Source organism: Stenotrophomonas sp. 85239_Sma (assembly GCF_056481725.1).
The window spans coordinates 3,916,203-3,934,414 of record NZ_CM151163.1 but is presented as its reverse complement, the minus strand read 5'-3'; the positions used below and the strand labels follow the sequence as shown (position 1 = coordinate 3,934,414).

The 18,212-nt window shown below is 66.9% G+C and carries 15 protein-coding genes; 9 read left to right on the top strand and 6 right to left on the bottom strand.

Going from position 1 to position 18,212, the window contains the following annotated elements:
- Nucleotide 1 precedes the first annotated feature (1 nt).
- On the top strand, nt 2-1,255 hold the full coding sequence (locus tag ACYKG1_RS18230) for a hypothetical protein (RefSeq protein WP_478471066.1): 1,254 nt from the start codon (nt 2-4) through the stop codon (nt 1,253-1,255).
- Between the two features lie 10 nt (nt 1,256-1,265).
- Nucleotides 1,266-2,171, top strand: a complete 906-nt coding sequence (gene gnd / locus ACYKG1_RS18225) for a phosphogluconate dehydrogenase (NAD(+)-dependent, decarboxylating) (RefSeq protein WP_478471065.1) — start codon at nt 1,266-1,268, stop codon at nt 2,169-2,171.
- A 189-nt stretch (nt 2,172-2,360) separates the two neighbouring features.
- Here gnd and ACYKG1_RS18220 read toward each other — a convergent pair whose 3' ends face one another.
- Nucleotides 2,361-3,404, bottom strand: coding sequence for an oxidoreductase (locus ACYKG1_RS18220; protein ID WP_478471064.1), 1,044 nt, complete (start codon nt 3,402-3,404; stop codon nt 2,361-2,363).
- Between the two features lie 171 nt (nt 3,405-3,575).
- On the opposite strand from ACYKG1_RS18220, the gene ACYKG1_RS18215 reads away from it, so the two are divergent.
- From ACYKG1_RS18215 to ACYKG1_RS18200, 4 genes are all read left to right on the top strand, one after another.
- Complete coding sequence (locus tag ACYKG1_RS18215; protein WP_478471063.1) at nt 3,576-3,959, top strand: BON domain-containing protein; 384 nt, start codon at nt 3,576-3,578, stop codon at nt 3,957-3,959.
- 168 nt (nt 3,960-4,127) lie between these two features.
- The gene (locus ACYKG1_RS18210) at nt 4,128-5,945 is read left to right on the top strand and encodes a sensor histidine kinase (RefSeq protein ID WP_100473934.1); all 1,818 of its coding nucleotides are present in this window, start codon (nt 4,128-4,130) and stop codon (nt 5,943-5,945) included.
- Nucleotides 5,942-6,382, top strand: coding sequence for a response regulator (locus tag ACYKG1_RS18205; protein WP_087923644.1), 441 nt, complete (start codon nt 5,942-5,944; stop codon nt 6,380-6,382). The genes ACYKG1_RS18210 and ACYKG1_RS18205 overlap by 4 nt, the downstream gene beginning before the upstream one ends.
- A gap of 4 nt (nt 6,383-6,386) precedes the next feature.
- Nucleotides 6,387-7,898, top strand: a complete 1,512-nt coding sequence (locus ACYKG1_RS18200; protein ID WP_100473933.1) for an ATP-binding response regulator — start codon at nt 6,387-6,389, stop codon at nt 7,896-7,898.
- A gap of 13 nt (nt 7,899-7,911) precedes the next feature.
- On the opposite strand, the gene ACYKG1_RS18195 is transcribed toward ACYKG1_RS18200, so the two are convergent.
- Entirely contained in the window at nt 7,912-8,652 is a 741-nt protein-coding gene (locus ACYKG1_RS18195) for a proteasome-type protease (protein ID WP_262083652.1), read from the bottom strand.
- Nucleotides 8,653-8,741: 89 nt separating this feature from the next.
- Between ACYKG1_RS18195 and folK the strand changes: the two genes are divergently transcribed.
- The gene (gene folK, locus ACYKG1_RS18190) at nt 8,742-9,227 is read left to right on the top strand and encodes a 2-amino-4-hydroxy-6-hydroxymethyldihydropteridine diphosphokinase (protein WP_262083653.1); all 486 of its coding nucleotides are present in this window, start codon (nt 8,742-8,744) and stop codon (nt 9,225-9,227) included.
- 75 nt (nt 9,228-9,302) lie between these two features.
- Here the strand turns inward: folK and ACYKG1_RS18185 are convergent, their stop codons facing one another.
- Nucleotides 9,303-10,040 carry a pteridine reductase gene (locus ACYKG1_RS18185; RefSeq protein WP_100473931.1) on the bottom strand — a complete coding sequence of 246 codons (738 nt, stop codon included), beginning with the start codon at nt 10,038-10,040 and terminating at the stop codon, nt 9,303-9,305.
- 59 nt (nt 10,041-10,099) lie between these two features.
- On the opposite strand from ACYKG1_RS18185, the gene ACYKG1_RS18180 reads away from it, so the two are divergent.
- Entirely contained in the window at nt 10,100-11,284 is a 1,185-nt protein-coding gene (locus ACYKG1_RS18180; protein ID WP_478471062.1) for a class I SAM-dependent methyltransferase, read from the top strand.
- A complete protein-coding gene (locus ACYKG1_RS18175; RefSeq protein WP_478471061.1) occupies nt 11,281-11,673 on the top strand; it encodes a VanZ family protein in 393 nt (130 codons plus the stop codon). The genes ACYKG1_RS18180 and ACYKG1_RS18175 overlap by 4 nt, the downstream gene beginning before the upstream one ends.
- Before the next feature lie 137 nt (nt 11,674-11,810).
- Here ACYKG1_RS18175 and ACYKG1_RS18170 read toward each other — a convergent pair whose 3' ends face one another.
- The 3 genes from ACYKG1_RS18170 to ACYKG1_RS18160 all read right to left on the bottom strand — a co-directional run bounded on the left by ACYKG1_RS18170 (nt 11,811) and on the right by ACYKG1_RS18160 (nt 18,100).
- Nucleotides 11,811-14,168, bottom strand: a complete 2,358-nt coding sequence (locus tag ACYKG1_RS18170) for a beta-N-acetylhexosaminidase (RefSeq protein ID WP_478471060.1) — start codon at nt 14,166-14,168, stop codon at nt 11,811-11,813.
- Between the two features lie 111 nt (nt 14,169-14,279).
- The gene (locus tag ACYKG1_RS18165) at nt 14,280-16,940 is read right to left on the bottom strand and encodes a TonB-dependent receptor (protein WP_100473927.1); all 2,661 of its coding nucleotides are present in this window, start codon (nt 16,938-16,940) and stop codon (nt 14,280-14,282) included.
- Nucleotides 16,941-17,083: 143 nt separating this feature from the next.
- Nucleotides 17,084-18,100, bottom strand: a complete 1,017-nt coding sequence (locus tag ACYKG1_RS18160; RefSeq protein WP_262227733.1) for a glucokinase family protein — start codon at nt 18,098-18,100, stop codon at nt 17,084-17,086.
- Between the last annotated feature and the right edge of the window lie 112 nt (nt 18,101-18,212).

Below are 18,212 nucleotides of genomic sequence, written 5' to 3'. Positions count from 1 at the left end.
CGTGCGCGGCAGGTGGCTGATTGCAGCCCTGCTGCTGGCGCCCGCGTGGGTCGGGGCAGCGCCATCTCCGGACTGTGCGCAGGGCCTGCTGCAGCGGCTGGGATGGCGCTTCGAAGAAGCGTCGCTCGGTGCACCGCAGGTGCAGGGAGGGCCTGTGTGCACGCGTGCTTCTCTGGCTGCTTCACAGGCGGCCGGTGACCTGCGCGTGCGGTGGCCGGCTGCGCTGTCCGCCGGCGCGCGGCAGGCACTGCTGCAGCAGCTGCTGGATGACCCGGCCACGGTCTGCGCCTATGCCTTCGAGCTGGGGGCGGCCACGCGGCGCGCGACCTCTGCATTGCAGGGCAATCCCTCGTTCCGCTTCTCCGGCCCGCAGTTGGGCTGGATCGGCTTTGGCCTGCACGGCGCGCCGGCACAAGGCTGGCAGCGCACGCGCAGTTTCGGCCGTGGCTTCGTGCCCAGTGCGGGCAACAGCCAGGCGCTGCAGGCGTTCTACAGCGGTACCGTGCGTGCCGAGTGCGGTGTCGGCCGCCAGGTTGCGCAGCTGGCCGCCCAGCGCGAGCTGTATGGCGATACCGCGTTCGATGCTGAGTTCGCTGCGGATGAGCTGTCGATCGGTACCTTCCTGGCCCTGCACGAGACCGACAGCATCCTGCTCGGCGCGCATGCCGGCGATTTCTTCGCCGATGGCAAGGCGGTGCGCACATCGGCGATGGGACGCCAGGCCTTTGTCGGCGTGCCTGGTTTCATTGAGCACGTGTACGACAAGGGCACCCTGGATGACCTGAGCAACCAGGCCGAGAACTTCGTGGTGGTCGACGTCGGCGAGGGCGCTGCGCAGGCCCTGGCGCAGCACGGCGGCCTGGCCTGGTACGACCAGCGCAATGCCGAGTTGTGGACCCTGGCGCAGGGCATCCCGCGCATCGGCCAGCGCTACTTCGAGCGACTGCTTTTCGAGCGCGACCCTCGCCTGCGTGCACGGCTGGCGCCGCGCTACCACGATACGCTGGCACGCATGGACCACTTGCTGGACGATCCGTTCTACCGGCAGTTCGTGATCTATGTGCATCCGCGCGGTATACGTCCGATTGGCTACCACATCGCCCGCCTGCTCGATCGCAACCCGCGCACGCCGTTTTCGATCGACCTGGCGGTGCACAATCTGCATACCACGCTCTACCGGCGTTGGCGCGAGGCGCAGCTGCGCCACTGCGCGGCTACCGGCAGGCCAGGCAGCCTGACCCTAGACCCCAACTGAAGGTGAAACAATGGATATTGCAATGATCGGCCTCGGCCGCATGGGCGCCAACATGGCCCAGCGCCTGCATCGCGGCGGCCACCGCGTGGTCGGCTACGACCCGGGCGAAGGTGCCCGCCAGCGCGCCGCCGAGGCCGGCCTGGAGGTGGTTGATTCGCTGGCCGCCGCCGTGGCCGCGCTGCCGGTACCGCGCGTGGTGTGGCTGATGGTGCCGGCCGGCGAAACCGTCGACCAGACGCTGGGCCAGCTGACCCCGCACCTGGCCGAGGGTGACATCGTCATCGACGGCGGCAACTCCAACTACCAGGACTCGATCCGCCGCGCCAAGGCGCTGGCCGAGGACGATCTGGGCTATGTCGACTGCGGCACCAGTGGTGGCGTGTGGGGCCTGCAGAAAGGCTACAGCCTGATGGTCGGTGGCGAAGCCTCGGTGGTGGAGCAGATTGCACCGCTGCTGCGCACGCTGGCTCCGGCCGAGGATCGTGGCTGGGGGCGTGTCGGCCCGTCCGGCGCCGGCCACTTCACCAAGATGGTCCACAACGGCATCGAGTACGGAATGATGCAGGCCTATGCCGAAGGCTTCGCGCTGATGGAGCGCAAGCAGGAGATGGAGCTGGACCTGGCCCAGGTGGCCGAGGTGTGGCGCCACGGCAGCGTGGTGCGTTCGTGGCTGCTGGACCTGAGCACCGAAGCCCTCAAGCGCAATCCGTCGCTGGATGGCATCGCGCCGTATGTGGAGGATTCCGGCGAAGGCCGCTGGACTGTCGCCGAAGCCATCGCGCTCGATGTGCCGGCACCGGTGATCACGCTGTCGCTGCTGGAACGCCTGCGTTCGCGTGAATCCAATTCGTTCACTGATCGCCTGCTGTCGGCGATGCGCAACGAATTCGGCGGCCACGCCATCAAGAAATCGTAAGCACCGCGGTGCGGTGGGGTCAGGGCCCTTCGGCGTTGCCGAAGGGCCCTGACCCCAGGCAGATCGGGGTCGGATCCCTTTTCGCAGGAAAGGGCTCTGACCCCATACAGCCAGTCGAGCATGGCTCGACTCTACAAAAGCCTTCTCCGATCGTTCCCACGTCATCCACGCATGGCGTGGATCTACTGGTCAATCCAACGCGATTCGCCGCCCTTCGCGCGCGCTGTCCATGCCGGCCTGCAGCAACCGCATCAGCTGCAGCGCCTGCACCGGACTGACCGCCGGCTCGCCATCGCCCTGCATCGCTGCAGCGAACTGCGCATACAGCCGCCGGTAATCGCCCGGCAGGTTGTCGACCGTCGTGCGTTGCACGTTGTCCTCGGCATCGCAACGCAGCAGCTCGCCATGCCGCGGATCAATGCCCCAGCCCGGCGCTCCCGGTGCCACGCCACGGCGCAGCTGCGCCTCCTGCACATCCAGTCCGTGCTTGATCCAGCTGCCATCGCGGCCATGCACTGCGAAGTGCGGCGTGGGTGCAGCCACCATCGAACCGGCGTGCACGATCGCGCGGTGCCACGGGTAGTGCAGCACCGCGTGGAAGTAATCGATGCCGCTGCCGCCTTCGCGCTGCACGGCCAGATCGGCATCGATCGCCTCGGGCCAGCCGAACAGCACCAGCATCTGGTCCAGCAGATGCGGGCCAAGGTCGTACCACAAGCCGCTTCCCGGACCGTTCTGTTCGCGCCAGCGGTCGCGCACCTGAGGCCGGTAGCGATCGAAATGTGCATGGCACTCGGCGACGTCGCCCAGCGCGCCTTCGGACAGCAGCGCCTGCAGGGTGAGGAAGTCGGCGTCGAAGCGCCGGTTCTGGAACACGGTGACGATGCGTCCGGCGTCGCGCGCTGCAGCCAGCACCGTTTCCGCTTCGGCCACATCCAGTGCGAACGGCTTGTCGACCAGCACGTGCTTGCCCGCCGCCAGCGCGGCGATCGCCAGCGGCGCGTGTTGCGCGTTCGGTGTGGCGATCACCACCGCATCCACTGCTGGATCGTCGAACACGTCCTGGGGCGTGGCGCGCACGTGCACGTCGCTGAACACGCGCAACAGGGTGTCGCGTTGCGAACTGACGATGCTGTGCAGCGCCAGGCCCGGTGTGTGCTGGATCAGCGGCGCATGGAAGACGCGGCCGGCGAGGCCGTAGCCGACCAGGGCCAGTTGCAGGTCGGGGCGCATGGCAGGGGTCCGGCAATGGGGAAGGGCAGGGTAAACGACGGGGGCGGACAGGCCAAAACTGAACCGTTGCCGTTGGAAACGCTTCGATTCACGGCGGCATGACCGCAACGCCACGCCTGCTCTACGGCCGCTTGTCCAGACTGGCAGCACATCCCGAAGGAGTACGACACGATGAGCAAGACTACCCGCACGCTGATTGCTTCTGCCCTGACGCTGGGCCTGGCGCTGTCCTCCTCGGCTGCATTCGCCAAGGACCCGGCCGCGAAGAGTCCGCCGACCAGCACCCATCCGACGACCCATGCCGATCGCCATGACTCCAATGAGCCGGTGACCGACAGCTGGATCACCACCAAGGTGAAGGCCGACCTGCTGGCCAGCAGCAACGTCCCGGGCACTGAAATCAAGGTGGAAACCGTGAACGGCGTGGTCAGCCTGAGCGGTGCCGTGGCGACCCAGGCCGAGAAGGACAAGGCAGTCACCACCGCCAAGAGCATCAAGGGCGTGACCCGCGTGGATGCCGCCGCATTGAAGGTCAGCGCCGCAGCCAAGCGCTGAATCCGGTGGGCGCCCCGGCATGGGGCGCCCGCTGCATGGGGTTCCCATAACCTGTTCAGGCAACCCGGCTGGAAACTCCAGAGTTGTGACCGCCTGCGCTATATTGCCGGTTCCGCCGCAGCCGGGTTCGTCCCGGCCAACGCTTCGCGGCTGAGCTGACGAGGAACTATGGCGCTGGTTTTCAGTGACGACATCTGGGACCGCTGGCGGTTGCCGGCCCTGGCGCTGGCCGCTGCCGCGATCATCGTGGTGCCGTGGTTGACCCTGCGCAAACTGCAGCAGGACAGCGAACAAGCGATGGCCTGGGTCAACCACACCCAGGCCGTTGGCGTGGCGCTGCAGCAACTGCAGGCCGACGTGCGCGATGTCGAATCGGCGGCATTGACCCTGTCCAAGGGTGTGGATGCCCCCGGCCTGCGCGAGCGCATGGCCAGGGCCGACGAGATTCCCGGGCGCCTGGCCGAACTGGGGCGGATGACACGCGACAATCCGGATCAGCTGATCCGGATCGGTCGCATTGAATCGATGCTGGAGGGCCGCTTGGCCGTGGCCCGCGATCTGGCCAGGTCCGAACCGAACTCCGACCAGCATGAGCTGGTACAGGACCTGAGCACGCGTTATCCGATTCGTGGGCTGGTGGAAGAGCTGCAGGCCAGCGAGCAGAAGCTGCTCACGCTTCGTGCCGAGCAGGCCGCGCGCCAGCGCAAGCAGACCGAACTGGTGTCGTGGAGTTCGCTGGTGATCCAGCTGGCGCTGCTCGGACTGGTGCTTTGGCTGTTGCAGCGGCAGATCGGCCGCCGCCTGCAAGCGGAGCGGCAATCGCTGCGCTCGGCCGCGCGTGCGGCCTCGGTGCTGCAGACCGTACGCGAACCGATCGTGCTGCTCGACCGCGACCTGCGCGTGCAGCTGCACAACCCGGCATTCGCCGAGCTGTACGGCCTGCAGGACGAGCGCGCTGATGGCCTGTTGCTGGAGACGGTTGGCGACAATGCCTGGCAGGATCCGGTGGTGCGGCAGCGGCTGTCCGACGTACTGTCGCGTGGCCGCGAACTCTGGGACTTCGAGCACGAGCAGCGCACCGCCGACGGCATGGTGCGCTACATGTTGCTCAATGCACGGCGCATGCCGCTGCCCGACACCGATGACGAAGTGGTGCTGCTGACCATCAGCGACGTCACCATGCAGCGCGCGGTGCAGCTGCGGGTGGAAGAGCTGAACCGCCAGCTGGAAGGCAAGGTTGCGCAGGTGTCCGAGGTCAACAGGGAACTGGAGGCCTTCAGCTATTCCGTCTCGCACGATCTGCGCGCGCCGCTGCGCCATGTGGCCGGATTCTCCGACAAGCTGTCGCGCCACCTTGGCGAGCAGGCCGACGACAAGAGCCGCCACTACCTGGAGGTGATCTCCAGTTCGGCCCGGCGCATGGCGGCACTGATCGACGACCTGCTGGTCTATTCGCGGCTGGGCCGCGTGGCGATGCGCCAGCAGGCGGTGGACATGCAGTCGCTGGTGGCCGATACCCGCGCCATGCTCGATTCCAACCTGCAGGCCGAGGCCGAGAACAGCGGCCATGCGCACCAGGTGGAGTGGAGCATCGCACCGCTGCCGATCGTAGTGGGCGACGAGAACATGATCCGCCAGGTCTGGCTGAACCTGCTCGGCAACGCGGTGAAGTACTCGGGCAACCGCGAGCCGGCGAAGATCCGCGTGGATTACCAGCAGCAGCCCGATGGTGGCCATCAGTTCACGGTCAGCGACAATGGTGCAGGCTTTGACATGGCCTACGCCGGCAAGCTGTTTGGTGTGTTCCAGCGCCTGCACAAGGCCAGCGACTACCCGGGTACCGGCATCGGCCTGGCCAGCGTGCGCCGCGTTCTGACCCGCCATGGCGGCCGTATCTGGGCCGAGGCCGAACCGGACGTCGGCGCCACCTTCCACTTCTACCTGCCTCCCGCGATCGACGCGGACAAACAAGGGCCCTCTGCATGACCACTCTGCGCACCATTCTTCTCGCCGAAGACAGCCCGGCCGATGCCGAAATGGCGATCGACGCCCTGGAAGAGGCGCGTCTGGCCAATCCCATCGTGCACGTCGAAGACGGCGTGGAAGTGATGGACTACCTGTTGCGCCGCGGCGCCTTCGCCAGCCGCGAGGAAGGCCTGCCGGCGGTACTGCTGCTGGACATCAAGATGCCGCGCATGGATGGCCTGGAGGTGCTGCGGCAGATCCGCGAGCACGAAGAACTCAAGCGCCTGCCGGTGGTGATCCTGTCGTCCTCGCGCGAGGAAAGCGATCTGGCCCGCAGCTGGGACATGGGCGTGAACGCCTACGTGGTCAAGCCGGTGGACGTGGACCAGTTCTTCGGCGCGGTGCAGACACTGGGCAAGTTCTGGGCGTTGATCAACCAGGCACCGGAACTCGAGTGAGCCCATGCCCCTGACCGGTCCCGCCCTGGGGGCGCTGCGCATCCTGCTGGTGGAGGACTCACCGGAAGATGCCGAGCTGATGTCCGAACAGATGCTCGACGCGGGCCTGGACGCCCGCTTCGAGCGTGTCGAGAGCGAGGCGGAACTGCGCCAGGCACTGGCTGCGTTCCAGCCGGACATCGTGCTGTCCGACCTGAGCATGCCGGGGTTCTCCGGTGATGACGCGCTGCGCATCGTGCGCGAGACCTCCCCGGACGTACCCTTCATCTTCGTCTCCGGCACCATGGGTGAGGAGAACGCGGTGGCGGCGCTGCAGAAGGGCGCCAATGACTACATCATCAAGCATCTGCCGGCGCGCCTGCCGTCGGCGGTGGCGCGTGCGATCCGCGATGCACGCAGCGCGGTGGAGCGTGCACGCGTGGAAACCGAACTGATGCGCGCGCAGCGCCTGGAAAGCCTGTCGCTGCTTGCCGCCGGCCTCAGCCACGACCTGCGCAACATCCTGCAGCCGTTGCTGATCATGCCTGACCTGCTGAAGGCGCGCACCGAGGATCCGCAGCTGCACCACCTGGCCGACGTCATCGCCGAGTGTGGCCGCCGCGGCCACGAGATGGCCGAATCGATGCTGTCGTTCGTGCGCGGTTCGCGCAAGCCGAGCGAGCGCATCGAGATCGATGGCCTGTTCGATGCCGTGGCACTGCTGTTGCGCAGCAACGTACCCGATGCCGTGCGCCTGGAACTGCAGGTGCAGGACGAAGGCCTGGCGGTCGATGCCAACTACACCGAGCTGCAGCAGGTGATGTTGAACCTGGCGCTCAATGCGATCCAGGCGATGCCCAACGGCGGCCGCCTGAGCCTGACCGCCAGCCATGCCGGCGAGCGCGATGGCGTGGACTGGATGCGGATCTGCGTGGCCGATGAAGGCATCGGCATGGATGCGGACACGCTGTCGCACCTGTTCAATCCGTTCTTCACCACCAAGGCCGATGGCACCGGCCTGGGCCTGATTTCCTGCAAGCGCATCGTCGAAGGTGCCGGCGGCAGCATCCATGTCAGCAGCCAGCCGGGGCAGGGCACCTGTTTCGAGCTGCGCTTGCCGATGCACGAAGCCAGCGACGGCAGCGAGCCGATCGAGCAGCTGGTGGCGCTGGGCAGCGGCCAGTCGATCCTGGTGGTCGACGGCGAGGCCACGCGCCTGTCGCTGCTCGGCAATGCGCTGTCCAGCCAGGGTTACCAGCTGCAGCTGGCCTCCGATGGCCCGGCAGCGCTGCGTTGGATGCAGCAGGAGGCGATGCCGGCGCTGGTGATTGCCGATGCCGGCTCGAAATTGCTGCCGGCCAGCCAGCTGCTGGGCGAGATGGCCACGCTGGGCTATCGCGGCCCGGCACTGGTGCTGGAGGATGCGGCGATTGCGGTGCCCGCCGATGCATTCCCGGCCGGTGTGGAGGTGCATGTGCTGCGCAAGCCGCTGCAGATGCAGCAGGTGTTCCGCGCGGTGGCCGAAGCGCTGGGCTGATGCCGCTGGGGTTCTACAGGACGGTTTCCCACGGGAACCGCGGCAGGGCGTCCACCGCCTGCTCCAGCCGCCGCGACCAGTTCTGGTGGATATCGGCATACAGTGCTGAATCCGCGCCCAGCCGCAGCTGCTGGGCGATGCGCAGTTCACCGTCGCGCAGCAGCGCCAGGTCGATCGGCAGGCCCACCGACAGGTTGGACCGGATGGTGGAGTCCAGCGAGACGATGGCGGTGCGGGCCGCATCCTCCAGGCGCGTGGCCGGGCTGAGGATGCGGTCGAGGATCGGCTTGCCGTACTTGGATTCACCAATCTGCAGGTAGGGTGTCTCCGGCGAGGCGGCGATGGCGTTGCCGAGCGGGTAGATCATGTACAGCCCGGGACGCTCGCCGGCGATCTGGCCGCCGAAGATCAGCGTGGCCTGGGTGTTGACCCCGTCGTGGCCGTGTTCGCTGTGGCTGCTGCGCACCTGGCTGTCCACCAGCAGCTGGCCGACGTACTCGGCGGCTTCGAACAGGTGGGTCATGTCGCGCAGGTTGGGCGCGCGCCGTTCGTCGGCATCGCGTCCCAGGCGCGACACCAGCAGCTGGGTGGTGGCCAGGTTGCCAGCCGCCATCAGCACGTAGGCTGCCTGGCCGGGATATTCGAACACGTGCAGCTTGCGATGCACGCGCACATCGTCCAGCGAGGCATTGGTCCGGGTGTCGGCGGCGAAGACCAGGCCCTCGTCCACCTCGATTCCAACGCAATAGGTCATGTCGGTGCCCTATCATGTGCGTCCCGGATTGTAGGCAGGCCGCCGTGACGACGGCATGTCCACGCCCCCATCGCTGCCACCTGAACCGCATGACGACCGTGCTCCTGAGCCTGGGCAGCAATGTCCAGCCCCGCCGCTACCTCCACGCCGCGGTGGCGGCCCTGCGCGAGCGCTTCGGCGCGCTGCAGGTATCACCGGCTTACCGTACCGCCGCGGTCGGCTTCGATGGCCCGGCCTTCCTCAACAATGCAGTAGCAATCGAGACCGACCTGCCGCTGCAGGAACTGGATGACTGGCTGCATGCGCTGGAAGACGCACACGGCCGCGACCGCAGCGGGCCGCGCTTCTCCGACCGGACGCTGGACATCGACGTGGTGTTCTACGGGGATCTGGTGGTGGAGGGCCCCGGCCACCTGCGCATTCCGCGCCCGGAGCTGAAGCATGCCTTCGTGCTGAAGCCGCTGGCCGACATCGCGCCGGGCTTCATCGACCCGGTCAGCGGGCTGGACCTGGCTACGCTGTGGCGTGCGCACTCGCAGTTCGGCGAAGCGTTCGAGGTGGTGGACCTCGAATGATGGTGAGTGACGGGGTCAGATCCCTTTTCCCGGCGGGAAAAGGGATCTGACCCCGTTGTGGATCCCGGCAACCTTTCAGCTGACCGTACGCCCGCCATCCACGCGCAGGGTGTGGCCGGTGACGAAGCTGGCCTCGGCCACCAGCCAGTACACCGCCTCGGCGATCTCCTCGACGGTGCCGATCCGTGCCAGCGGGGTGCGTGCCAGCAGCGCCTCACGCGCGAAATCGTCCTTGCCCTGTTCCGGCCACAGGATCGCGCCCGGCGCCACCGCATTCACCCGCACCTTCGGCGCCAGCTCCAGCGCCAGCGAGCGGGTGGCCATTTCCAGCGCGGCCTTGGCCATGGTGTAGGCGATGTGGTCGCGCATCGGGTCGGTGCCGTGCAGGTCGGTCAGGTTGACGATGCTGCCCTGCTGGCGGCGCAGGTAGGGCGCCGCCGCCTGTGACAGCAGCAGCGGCGCGCGTGCATTGACCGCATACAGCTCGTCCATCGCCTCGGCGGTGACCTGGCCGAGCGGGGTGGGGAAGAAGTTGGAGGCGTTGTTGACCAGCGCATCCAGCCGGCCGAAGTGGGTGACGGCCTGTTCCACCAGGTCGGGCAGGGCGTCAGCGTCACGCAGGTCGGCCTGCAGGGCCAGCACGCTGCCCGGGCGCACGTTGTCGAAATCGAACGCGGCCTGTTGCAGCTCGGCGCTGGAGGTGTTGGCGTGCAGCACCACCGACCAGCCACAGGCGTGGAACTGGCGGGCGATGGCCGCACCGATCCGGCGCGCGCTGCCGGTGATCAGCACCACAGGGTGGGTGTCGCTCATCGAGGGTCCTCCAAGGCTCGGCTATCCTGTGCACCATTGTCACCGCATTCGAAGACGCCATGCAGCCCACCTTCCCCCTGCCCGAAGCCGATGCCCTGGCCCACAGCGACCAGCTGGCCGCCGCCCTGCGTGCCGAAATCCTTGCGCAGGGTGGGGCGATGCCGTTCTCCCGCTTCATGGAGCTGTGCCTGTATACCCCCGGCTGGGGCTATTACAGCGCCGGTGCCAGCAAGTTCGGCGGCAGCGGCGACTTCACCACCGCGCCCGAGCTCGGCAGCCTGTTTGCCGGCAGCGTGGCCAATGCGTTGGCGCCGGTGTTCGTCCAGTTGGGTGCGCAGGCGCGCATGCTGGAACTGGGCGGTGGTACCGGCGCCTTCGCCGAGGCCGTGCTGCTGCGGCTGGCCGAGCTGGACGCGCTGCCATCACGCTACGCCATCCTCGAACCCAGTGCGGACCTGCGCGAGCGCCAGCAGCAACGCCTGCAGCAGAACCTGCCGGCCGAGCTGGCCGCGCGCGTGGACTGGGTTGATCGCCCGTTTGAAGAGGATTGGGAAGGCGTGGTGTTCGCCAATGAGGTGATCGACGCGCTGCCCACCCCGCGCTTCCTGATCAGGGATGGCGAGGTCTACGAGGAAACCGTCGAGCTGGACGCCGAAGGCAACTTCATCCGGGGTGCGCAGCCCGCCGACATCCTGCTAAACGGTGCGGTGCGGCATATCGAGCGCTACCTGGAAAAGCCCTTCGCCGAGGGCTACCGCTCCGAGGTGCTGCCGCAGCTGCCGTACTGGCTGCAGGCGGTGGCTGGCGGCCTGCAGCGCGGCGCGATGTTGTTCGTCGATTACGGCTACAACCGCGGCGAGTTCTACCAGCACGACCGTGACGATGGCACTGTGCGTGCGTTCTACCGCCACCACGTGCACAACGACGTGCACCGCTGGCCGGGCCTGCAGGACATCACCGCGTCGGTGGATTTCACCGCGATGGCCGAGGCTGGCCTGCACGGTGGTTTTGAACTGGCCGGCTACTGCAGCCAGGCCAGCTTCCTGCTCGGTAATGGCCTGGACCAGGTGCTGCTGCTGGCCGAGGAACGCACCGACGAGGTCGGCCGCATCCAGCTGCGCGACCAGGTGAAGAAGCTGACCTTGCCGACCGAGATGGGCGAGCGCTTCCAGGCCATCGGCCTGCAGCGTGGCGTCGATTTCGAACCGGCCTTCGAGCTGGGTGACCTGAGCTGGCGCCTGTGAGCCACGCGTTGCCGGTGATCAAGCCGCTGCGGCGGCCGCGGTTGTGGACCGCGCTGTGGGCGGCGGCGGTGCTGCTGGTGATCGTGGTCTGCCTGATCCCCCCGCCACCGATTCCGCTGCCGGAGAACAGCGACAAGGGCGAGCATTTCCTCGCCTATTTCATCCTGGCGGGCAGCGCGGTGCAGCTGTTCCGGCGCGGACGTCCGCTGCTGTGGGTGGGCGTGGGCCTGGTGCTGATGGGGATCGGCATCGAGTTCGCGCAGGGCGCGCTGACCAGCAACCGCACTGCCGACCCGATGGATGCGCTGGCCAACACGATCGGTGTGCTGGCCGGCATGGCTACCGCATTGACCCCGCTGCGCGACCTGCTGCTGCGCTGGCACGGCTGAGGGCGTGCCAACCAAGGTTGGCACCTACCCGTAGATCCGCGCCATGCGTGGATGGAATTCCAGTAGATCCACGCCGTGCGTGGATGAACTGCCCGAGGTGCCGACCAGGGTCGGCACCCACCAGGACGGACCTGCCGTCATTTCCCCAGCGTGACCTCGTCCAGCACCCACATCGCCGGGCGCGTGTCGCCGGTGAAGTTGATGCACAGGTCACCGGTGCCCTGGGTTCCCTTCGGCAGCGTCGCACGCAGCGTCACGAAGCCATCGGCATCCGGCTTGGCCGGCAGCGGCACTTCGGCCAGCGCCTTGCCGCTGCAGTCGCCGCGACGCACTCGCATCTCGCCATGCGCGCGCTTGGCCTTCTCGAAGCGACGCTTGGGTTCGTCATGGGCCAGCTGGAAGTAGTACGGAATACGGCCCGCGCGGACCTCGACGCTGCCGATGCCGTCCAGCTGTGCCTGCGGCCAGCGCCAGCACGGCTGGAAAATGTCGACGTTGAACACCGCGCGCGTTCCCTCGCGCGGGCCATCGTCTTCCAGGCGCAGCACCAGCCCCTTCTTGCCTACGCAGCTGAGCAGTTCATCACTGCGGCGGCTGAGCAGCGACTGCGCAGTGAAGTCTGCGACCGTCGGTTTCGCGGCCAGCATCTGGCCCTGGTAGAACGCGGCGGCCTGCACGGCGGCGGGCAGCTGCGCCGTCAGCGGCTGCTGGTACAGCGGCGACTGCGCGGTCACCGGCTGGCCATCGGTGCTGTAGCGCACTTCATAACCCAGCGGATTGGCCAGCGACACGGTCACGGTGTTCTTCGCACGATCATCGGTGTAATCCACGCCTACTTCGAACGGGGTCTGCGCATAGGCCAGGCCCCAGGCGCGGTAGCGTTGCAGCTGCGCCGGCAGGCGTGCGAGGAAATCGCGGAAGTCACGATGTTCCTGCGTGCTCCAGCCGGTTTCGGCCACCGCGGCCAGGCGTGGGAACAGGTTGTGCTGCAGGCGTGCGTAGCTGCGCGTGTGCTCGGTGAACATGTTGGCCTGCAGGCCGAGGATGTGCCCGCGCTTGTCGGCAGCCAGTTCAGCCGGTACCGGTTCGAAGTTGTACAGCTTGCCGAGGTTGACCTGGGCCGGGCGGCCCGGCGGTTCATTTGGGGAGGCGGTCTGCAGGTAGTCCAGGTACAGGTAGCCGACCGGTGACATGATCACGTCATGGCCGGCGCTGGCCGCAGCCAGTCCGCCTTCGGTGCCCTGCCACGACATCACCGTGGCCTGCGGCGGCAGGCCACCTTCGAGGATTTCGTCCCAACCGATCAGGCGCCGGTCGTGTTCCTCAAGGAACGTTTCCAGGCGCTTGATGATGTGGCTCTGCATGGCCATCTCATCCTTGATGCCCAGTGCACGCATGCGCTGCTGCACCTGCCTGGAGGCTTCCCACTGGTCCTTCACTGCCTCGTCGCCACCCACGTGCACGTACCTGGCCGGGAACAGTTCGATCACTTCCTCCAGTACGTTCTCGAGGAAGGTGACGGTGCTGTCTTCCACGTTGAACAGGTTCGGGAACACGCCCCATTCGCTGATCGGCTTCAGCGGGGTGCTGATCGAGCCCAGTTCCGGGTACGCGGCAATCGCTGCGGTCGCGTGGCCGGGTACGTCGATTTCTGGAATGACCTGGATATGCAGCGCGGCGGCATAGGCGATCACCTCGCGGATCTGCTCCTGCGTGTAGAAGCCGCAGTACGGGTGCTCCTGGCCACTGACCGGGTCGATGCCACCGTCGCCGGCCGGCAGGCGGCAGCTGCCCACGTCGGTCAGCTTCGGGTAGCGCTTGATCTCCATGCGCCAGCCCTGGTCATCGGTGAGGTGCCAGTGGAAGGTGTTGAGCTTGTGCGCGGCCATCGCGTCGAGCACGCGCTTGATCTCGTCCAGGCTCTGGAAATGCCGCGCCGAGTCGAGCATGAAACCGCGCCAGCTGAAGCGCGGTGCATCCTGGATCTGCACCGCCGGCAGCACGCCGTTGCTGCCACCGGTGGCGAGTTGGGCGAGGGTGGTGGCGCCATAGAACAGGCCGGTTTCGTTGCCAGCTTGGATCACCACGCCCTGCGCGGTGCTCTCCAGCGTGTAGCTTTCGCCGCTGTCGCGGAAGGTGGGCACGATCTGGAAGCGGATGCTGCCCGACTTGCCAGCAGCCTTGCCCTTGGCCAGTGCAAGGCGCGGGCCGCCACTGCGGGCCAGCAGGTCGGCGAACTGGGTGGCGACCCGCTGTGCGGCCTCGCCTTCGGCGCGCAGCACGGTATCGGCGCGCACGGTGATGCCGCTGCCCTGGCCGGGCTGCACGGTGGCCGGGGCGGGAATCAGCATCAGGCTGCCGGCACGCAGCTGCGGACCAGGTGCTTCAGCGGCGGGCGTGGGATCGGCGGCGAGTGCCGGCAGCGCCGGCAACATCGCGAGCAGGCTGCCCAGCAGCACTGCGCTGCGCATCCGGGCGCGGGAAGGCTTGACCATCGGAACGACTCCTTGGAACGGTGCGATGAACGCTATACATGAAAAACGCCGGGCCCGGAATGACCCAGGCCCGGCGTGCGTGCACGACTCGGCGATGTTGCCGCCGCTGGATCAGTACTTGAAGCGGAAGTTGAGGTAGTACTGGCGGCCGTTGCTGTAGAACGAGGTCGGGATGGCCGCGGTCTGGTAGTACTTGTAGGTCGGGTTGTTGAGGTTGAGCGCATCGAAGCTGATGCTCAGCCAGTCGGTGGCCTTGTAGCTCAGCGATGCCGACAGCGTGCCGAAATCATCCTGGTAGTACGGGTTGGCGCCGGACAGGCCGATCAGGAACGACGAACGGCGGGTGTAGCTGACACGCGCACCGAAGGTGTCGTTCTCGAAGTAGGCTCCCACGTTGTAGGTGTTCTTCGAAGTGCCCAGCAGGTTGTCGGTTCCGTCGGCCCAGGTGTGTTCGGTGCTGCCATCGGCGTAGGTGTAGTTGGCATTGACGCCGAAGTACTCGCCGATCGGCTGCTCGTAGGCCACTTCGATACCGCGCACCTTGCCGTCGGCGTTCTTCGGACGCGAGATGTCGTACTCCTCGAGCTGGTTGGTCAGCTCGCTGAACAGCATCTGCTTCTCGGTGCTGAAGGCCACGTAGTCCTTCAGGCGCATCGAGTAGGCACCAACCGACAGCATGCCGCGGGGCATGAAGTACCACTCCAGGTTGGCGTCGAAGTTGGTCGAGATCACCGGCTTCAGCTTCGGATTGCCGCCGCCGCCCTTGCGGTTCAGATCCGAGCCGTACGAAGACGCACCCAATGCCGAGTAATCGGGCAGGGTCTGGGTCTGAGAGGCGGCGAGGCGCAGCACCAGATCGTCGCGCAGATCGTACTTGAAGTTGGCGCTCGGCAGCACGCGGTTGTGCTTGTTCTCGAAGGCCTCGCGGGTCCATGCGCCGAACAGGCTCCTCACGTCCGGCACGGTCGAACCTGTCGCCGTGGCGTAAGTGTCGATATCCTGCTTGATATTGACGTAGCGCAGGCCGACGTTGCCGCTCCAGCGGTCGCCACTGAAGTTGCCCTGCACGTAGGCAGCGAAGTTCTTCTCGGTCACCTTCCATTCCGCGCCGTAGTTGTGGCGGCCGTCGGGACCATCGTTGCCGGACAGCCATTCGGAATTGTTGGTCACCGCATTGCGCAGCGCTGCTGGGGTGTAGTACCAGATGTTGCGCGGGAAGTTGCCGCCGATATCGTCGGCGAAGCCACCCGGATAGTTGGCGGTCGGGCTGCCACGCAGGGCGTCCCAGATGTTGCCGGGAGTGGCGCCTTCCGGCGACTTTGCTTCACGCGTGTGGTCGGCGTAGCGTGCGCCGAAATCGATTGAGCTCAACACGCCCGCGTTGAAATACTGGCTGAAATCAACGTTGGCCCACTTTTCCTTGTCGATTGCAGTGACCTGCTGGTTACCCCAGGTGCCGCCCCAGCTGGCGCCGGCGGGGCTGATGTCGCCCCCCACATTCCAATCCACCGGCGAGCCGTTGCCATGAGTGGTCCAGCTGGCGCCACCCCCGTTTGCGGTCAACAGCTCGGCGATGTACTGGCGCGGCGTTTCGCCAGTGCCCTTGGTGGTACCGGCCTGGAACTTCGCGGTCAGGTTGTCGCTGACCTGCCAGTCGGCATCCAGGGTGATGTAGTTGGTCTTGGCCGTCGACTCGCGGTAGATCATGTCGTACACCGCGTAGTTGGTGCCCGGCTTGCCTGCATAGCTGGCCTGGGTCAGCACGCCATCCTTGACCACGTATCCCGGATCAGGTGCCTGCGACTTGCCGAAGCTGTTGCCGAACATCATGAAGTTGCGATTGTAGTTGTTCGCTTCCAGCTTGGAGCTGAAGCCGCTGAGTACGAAGCTCAGGTCATCGGTCGGCTTGAACTGCAGCGAAACCAAGCCGCCGGTGCGCTTGCGGGTCTGTTCGAACAGGGTGGAGCCCAGCAGGCCCGGGACCTGAACGCCGACCAGATCCGGATTGGTCTGGGCGACCGGATCATTGGCTTCAATGGTGAAGAAGCCACCCGGGATTTCCTGCGCTTCGCGGCGCAGCTCGCGCTTCTGGCTGAAGGCCTGCAGCATCACGCCGAAGGTGCCTTCGTCGTTCTTGTAGTTGAACAGGGCCGACAGCTGCGGGTCGTTCGACTTGGCCTGGTCCGAACGCACCATGCCGATCGAGCCTTCAGCGGTGAACGGCTTGGAGAATTCCAGCGGCTTGCGGGTGATGATGTTGACGGTACCGGTGGTGCCGCCGTCCTGCAGCTTGGCCTGCGAGGACTTGTTCACTTCCACCGAGCTGACCAGTTCCGACGGCAGCAGCGAGTAGCTGACGCTGCGGCCGACGTTGTTGCCCTGGCTGAGCACGAACCAGTCGGCCGAGCCGACGGTGTGGCCGTTGATCAGGGTCTGGGTCAGGCTCGGGCTGGTGCCGCGCAGGCTGACACGGTCGGCTTCGTCGAAGCCGCCTTCATCGGCGCTGGATGAGCTGATGTTCACGCCCGGCAGGCGCTGCAGGGTGTCGGCGACGTTGTGCGCCGGCAGCTTGCCCACGTCTTCGGCGGTGACCACTTCCACGCGCGCATTGGCTTCGCGCTTGGTGTCCAGCGACTTTTCCATCGAGCCACGGATGCCCGTGACAGTCACGGTGTCCAGGTCGGTGGCGGTCGGGGCGGCCTGCTGCGCGTGCGCACTGAAGGCGATGCAGCTGACGATGGCGGCCGAAAGCAGGGTCTTGCGGGTGTTCATGATGTCTCTCCTCATCACTCGATTGGATGCCGGCGGCGGTGTTCGGTTGCGGTTGCGATGACAGGCGCGGGGCGGCGGCGAAGTCCCGTGCGTTGGCGTGCCACGTACAGCGTGCTGCGATTGCGTTGAAGCCTGTTGCGGTGTCAGGCGGCCGACTGCTGCAGGTACCAGCTGGCAGCGCCGACCACGCCCAGCTGGCCGTGCTCGACGACCTTCACCGGGATGCGTGCCAGCGCTTCGCCCATCGGCCCCTTCTGCAGGTAGCGTTCGACGAAGGTGCTGGCGTGCAGGTACTCGCGGATCTGCGGCAGGATGCCGCCGGCTAGGTAGACGCCACCATGGGCGCCGTAGAACAGCGCCATGTCGCCGATGGTGCTGCCGAGCAGGCCGCAGAACACATCCAGCGCCTGGCGCGCATGTGCATCGCTGTCGGCCATGGCCGCAGCGGTGACCGCGTCGGGGCTGGCCAGGGTCGGCGCCTGGCCCTGCAGTGCGCATACCGCGCGGTACAGGTTCATCAGGCCCGGGCCGGAGATCGCGTGTTCGATCGACACGTGCGCGCGGTCGCGCTGCATGTGGCGGACGATGGCCATTTCCAGTTCGGTGCTGGCGGCCAGGGTCGGCTGGCCGGCTTCGGTCGGCAGGACCACCGGACCATGCGCGGTGGGGATCCACAGCGCGGCGCCGAGGCCGGTGCCGGGGCCGACCACCAGGGTCGGACCACGCGCGGCGCTGTCCGGCCCGCACAGGTGCAGCACGCCGCTGGCGTCCACCTGCGCGGCGGCATAGGCCACCGCTTCGAAGTCGTTGACGATGTAGACCCGCTGCAGGCCGACGTCGGCTTCCACCTGGCGCGCCGACAGCGGCCACGGCAGGTTGGCGGTGATCACCGTGCCGTCCTCGCGGGCGTAGCCGGCGCTGGCGACCACGCAATGCGTGGGCCGCGGGCCTTCGCCGAGGAAGTCGGACAGGATCGCGCTGAGGCCAGCGTGGTCGGCATTGCGGTACTTGCGGTACTCCAGCACCTGCACCGGGTGGGCGGCATCACCGCTGGCCTGGACCCGGGCCACGCGCACATGGGTGCCACCGACGTCCGCGGCCAGGAACGAGGGCGCGACGCGGGACAGGACATGGGCCGGGGCGGGGTGGCTGGCGGTCACGCGGGCTCCTGCTGCAGGTGGGGCCGACCCCGGGATCGGGGGCGGCGATTGGGGCGGAGTCTGTAACCCTGCTGACAACGATGTCAACGAGTTCGTGACACTTTCGTTGCTG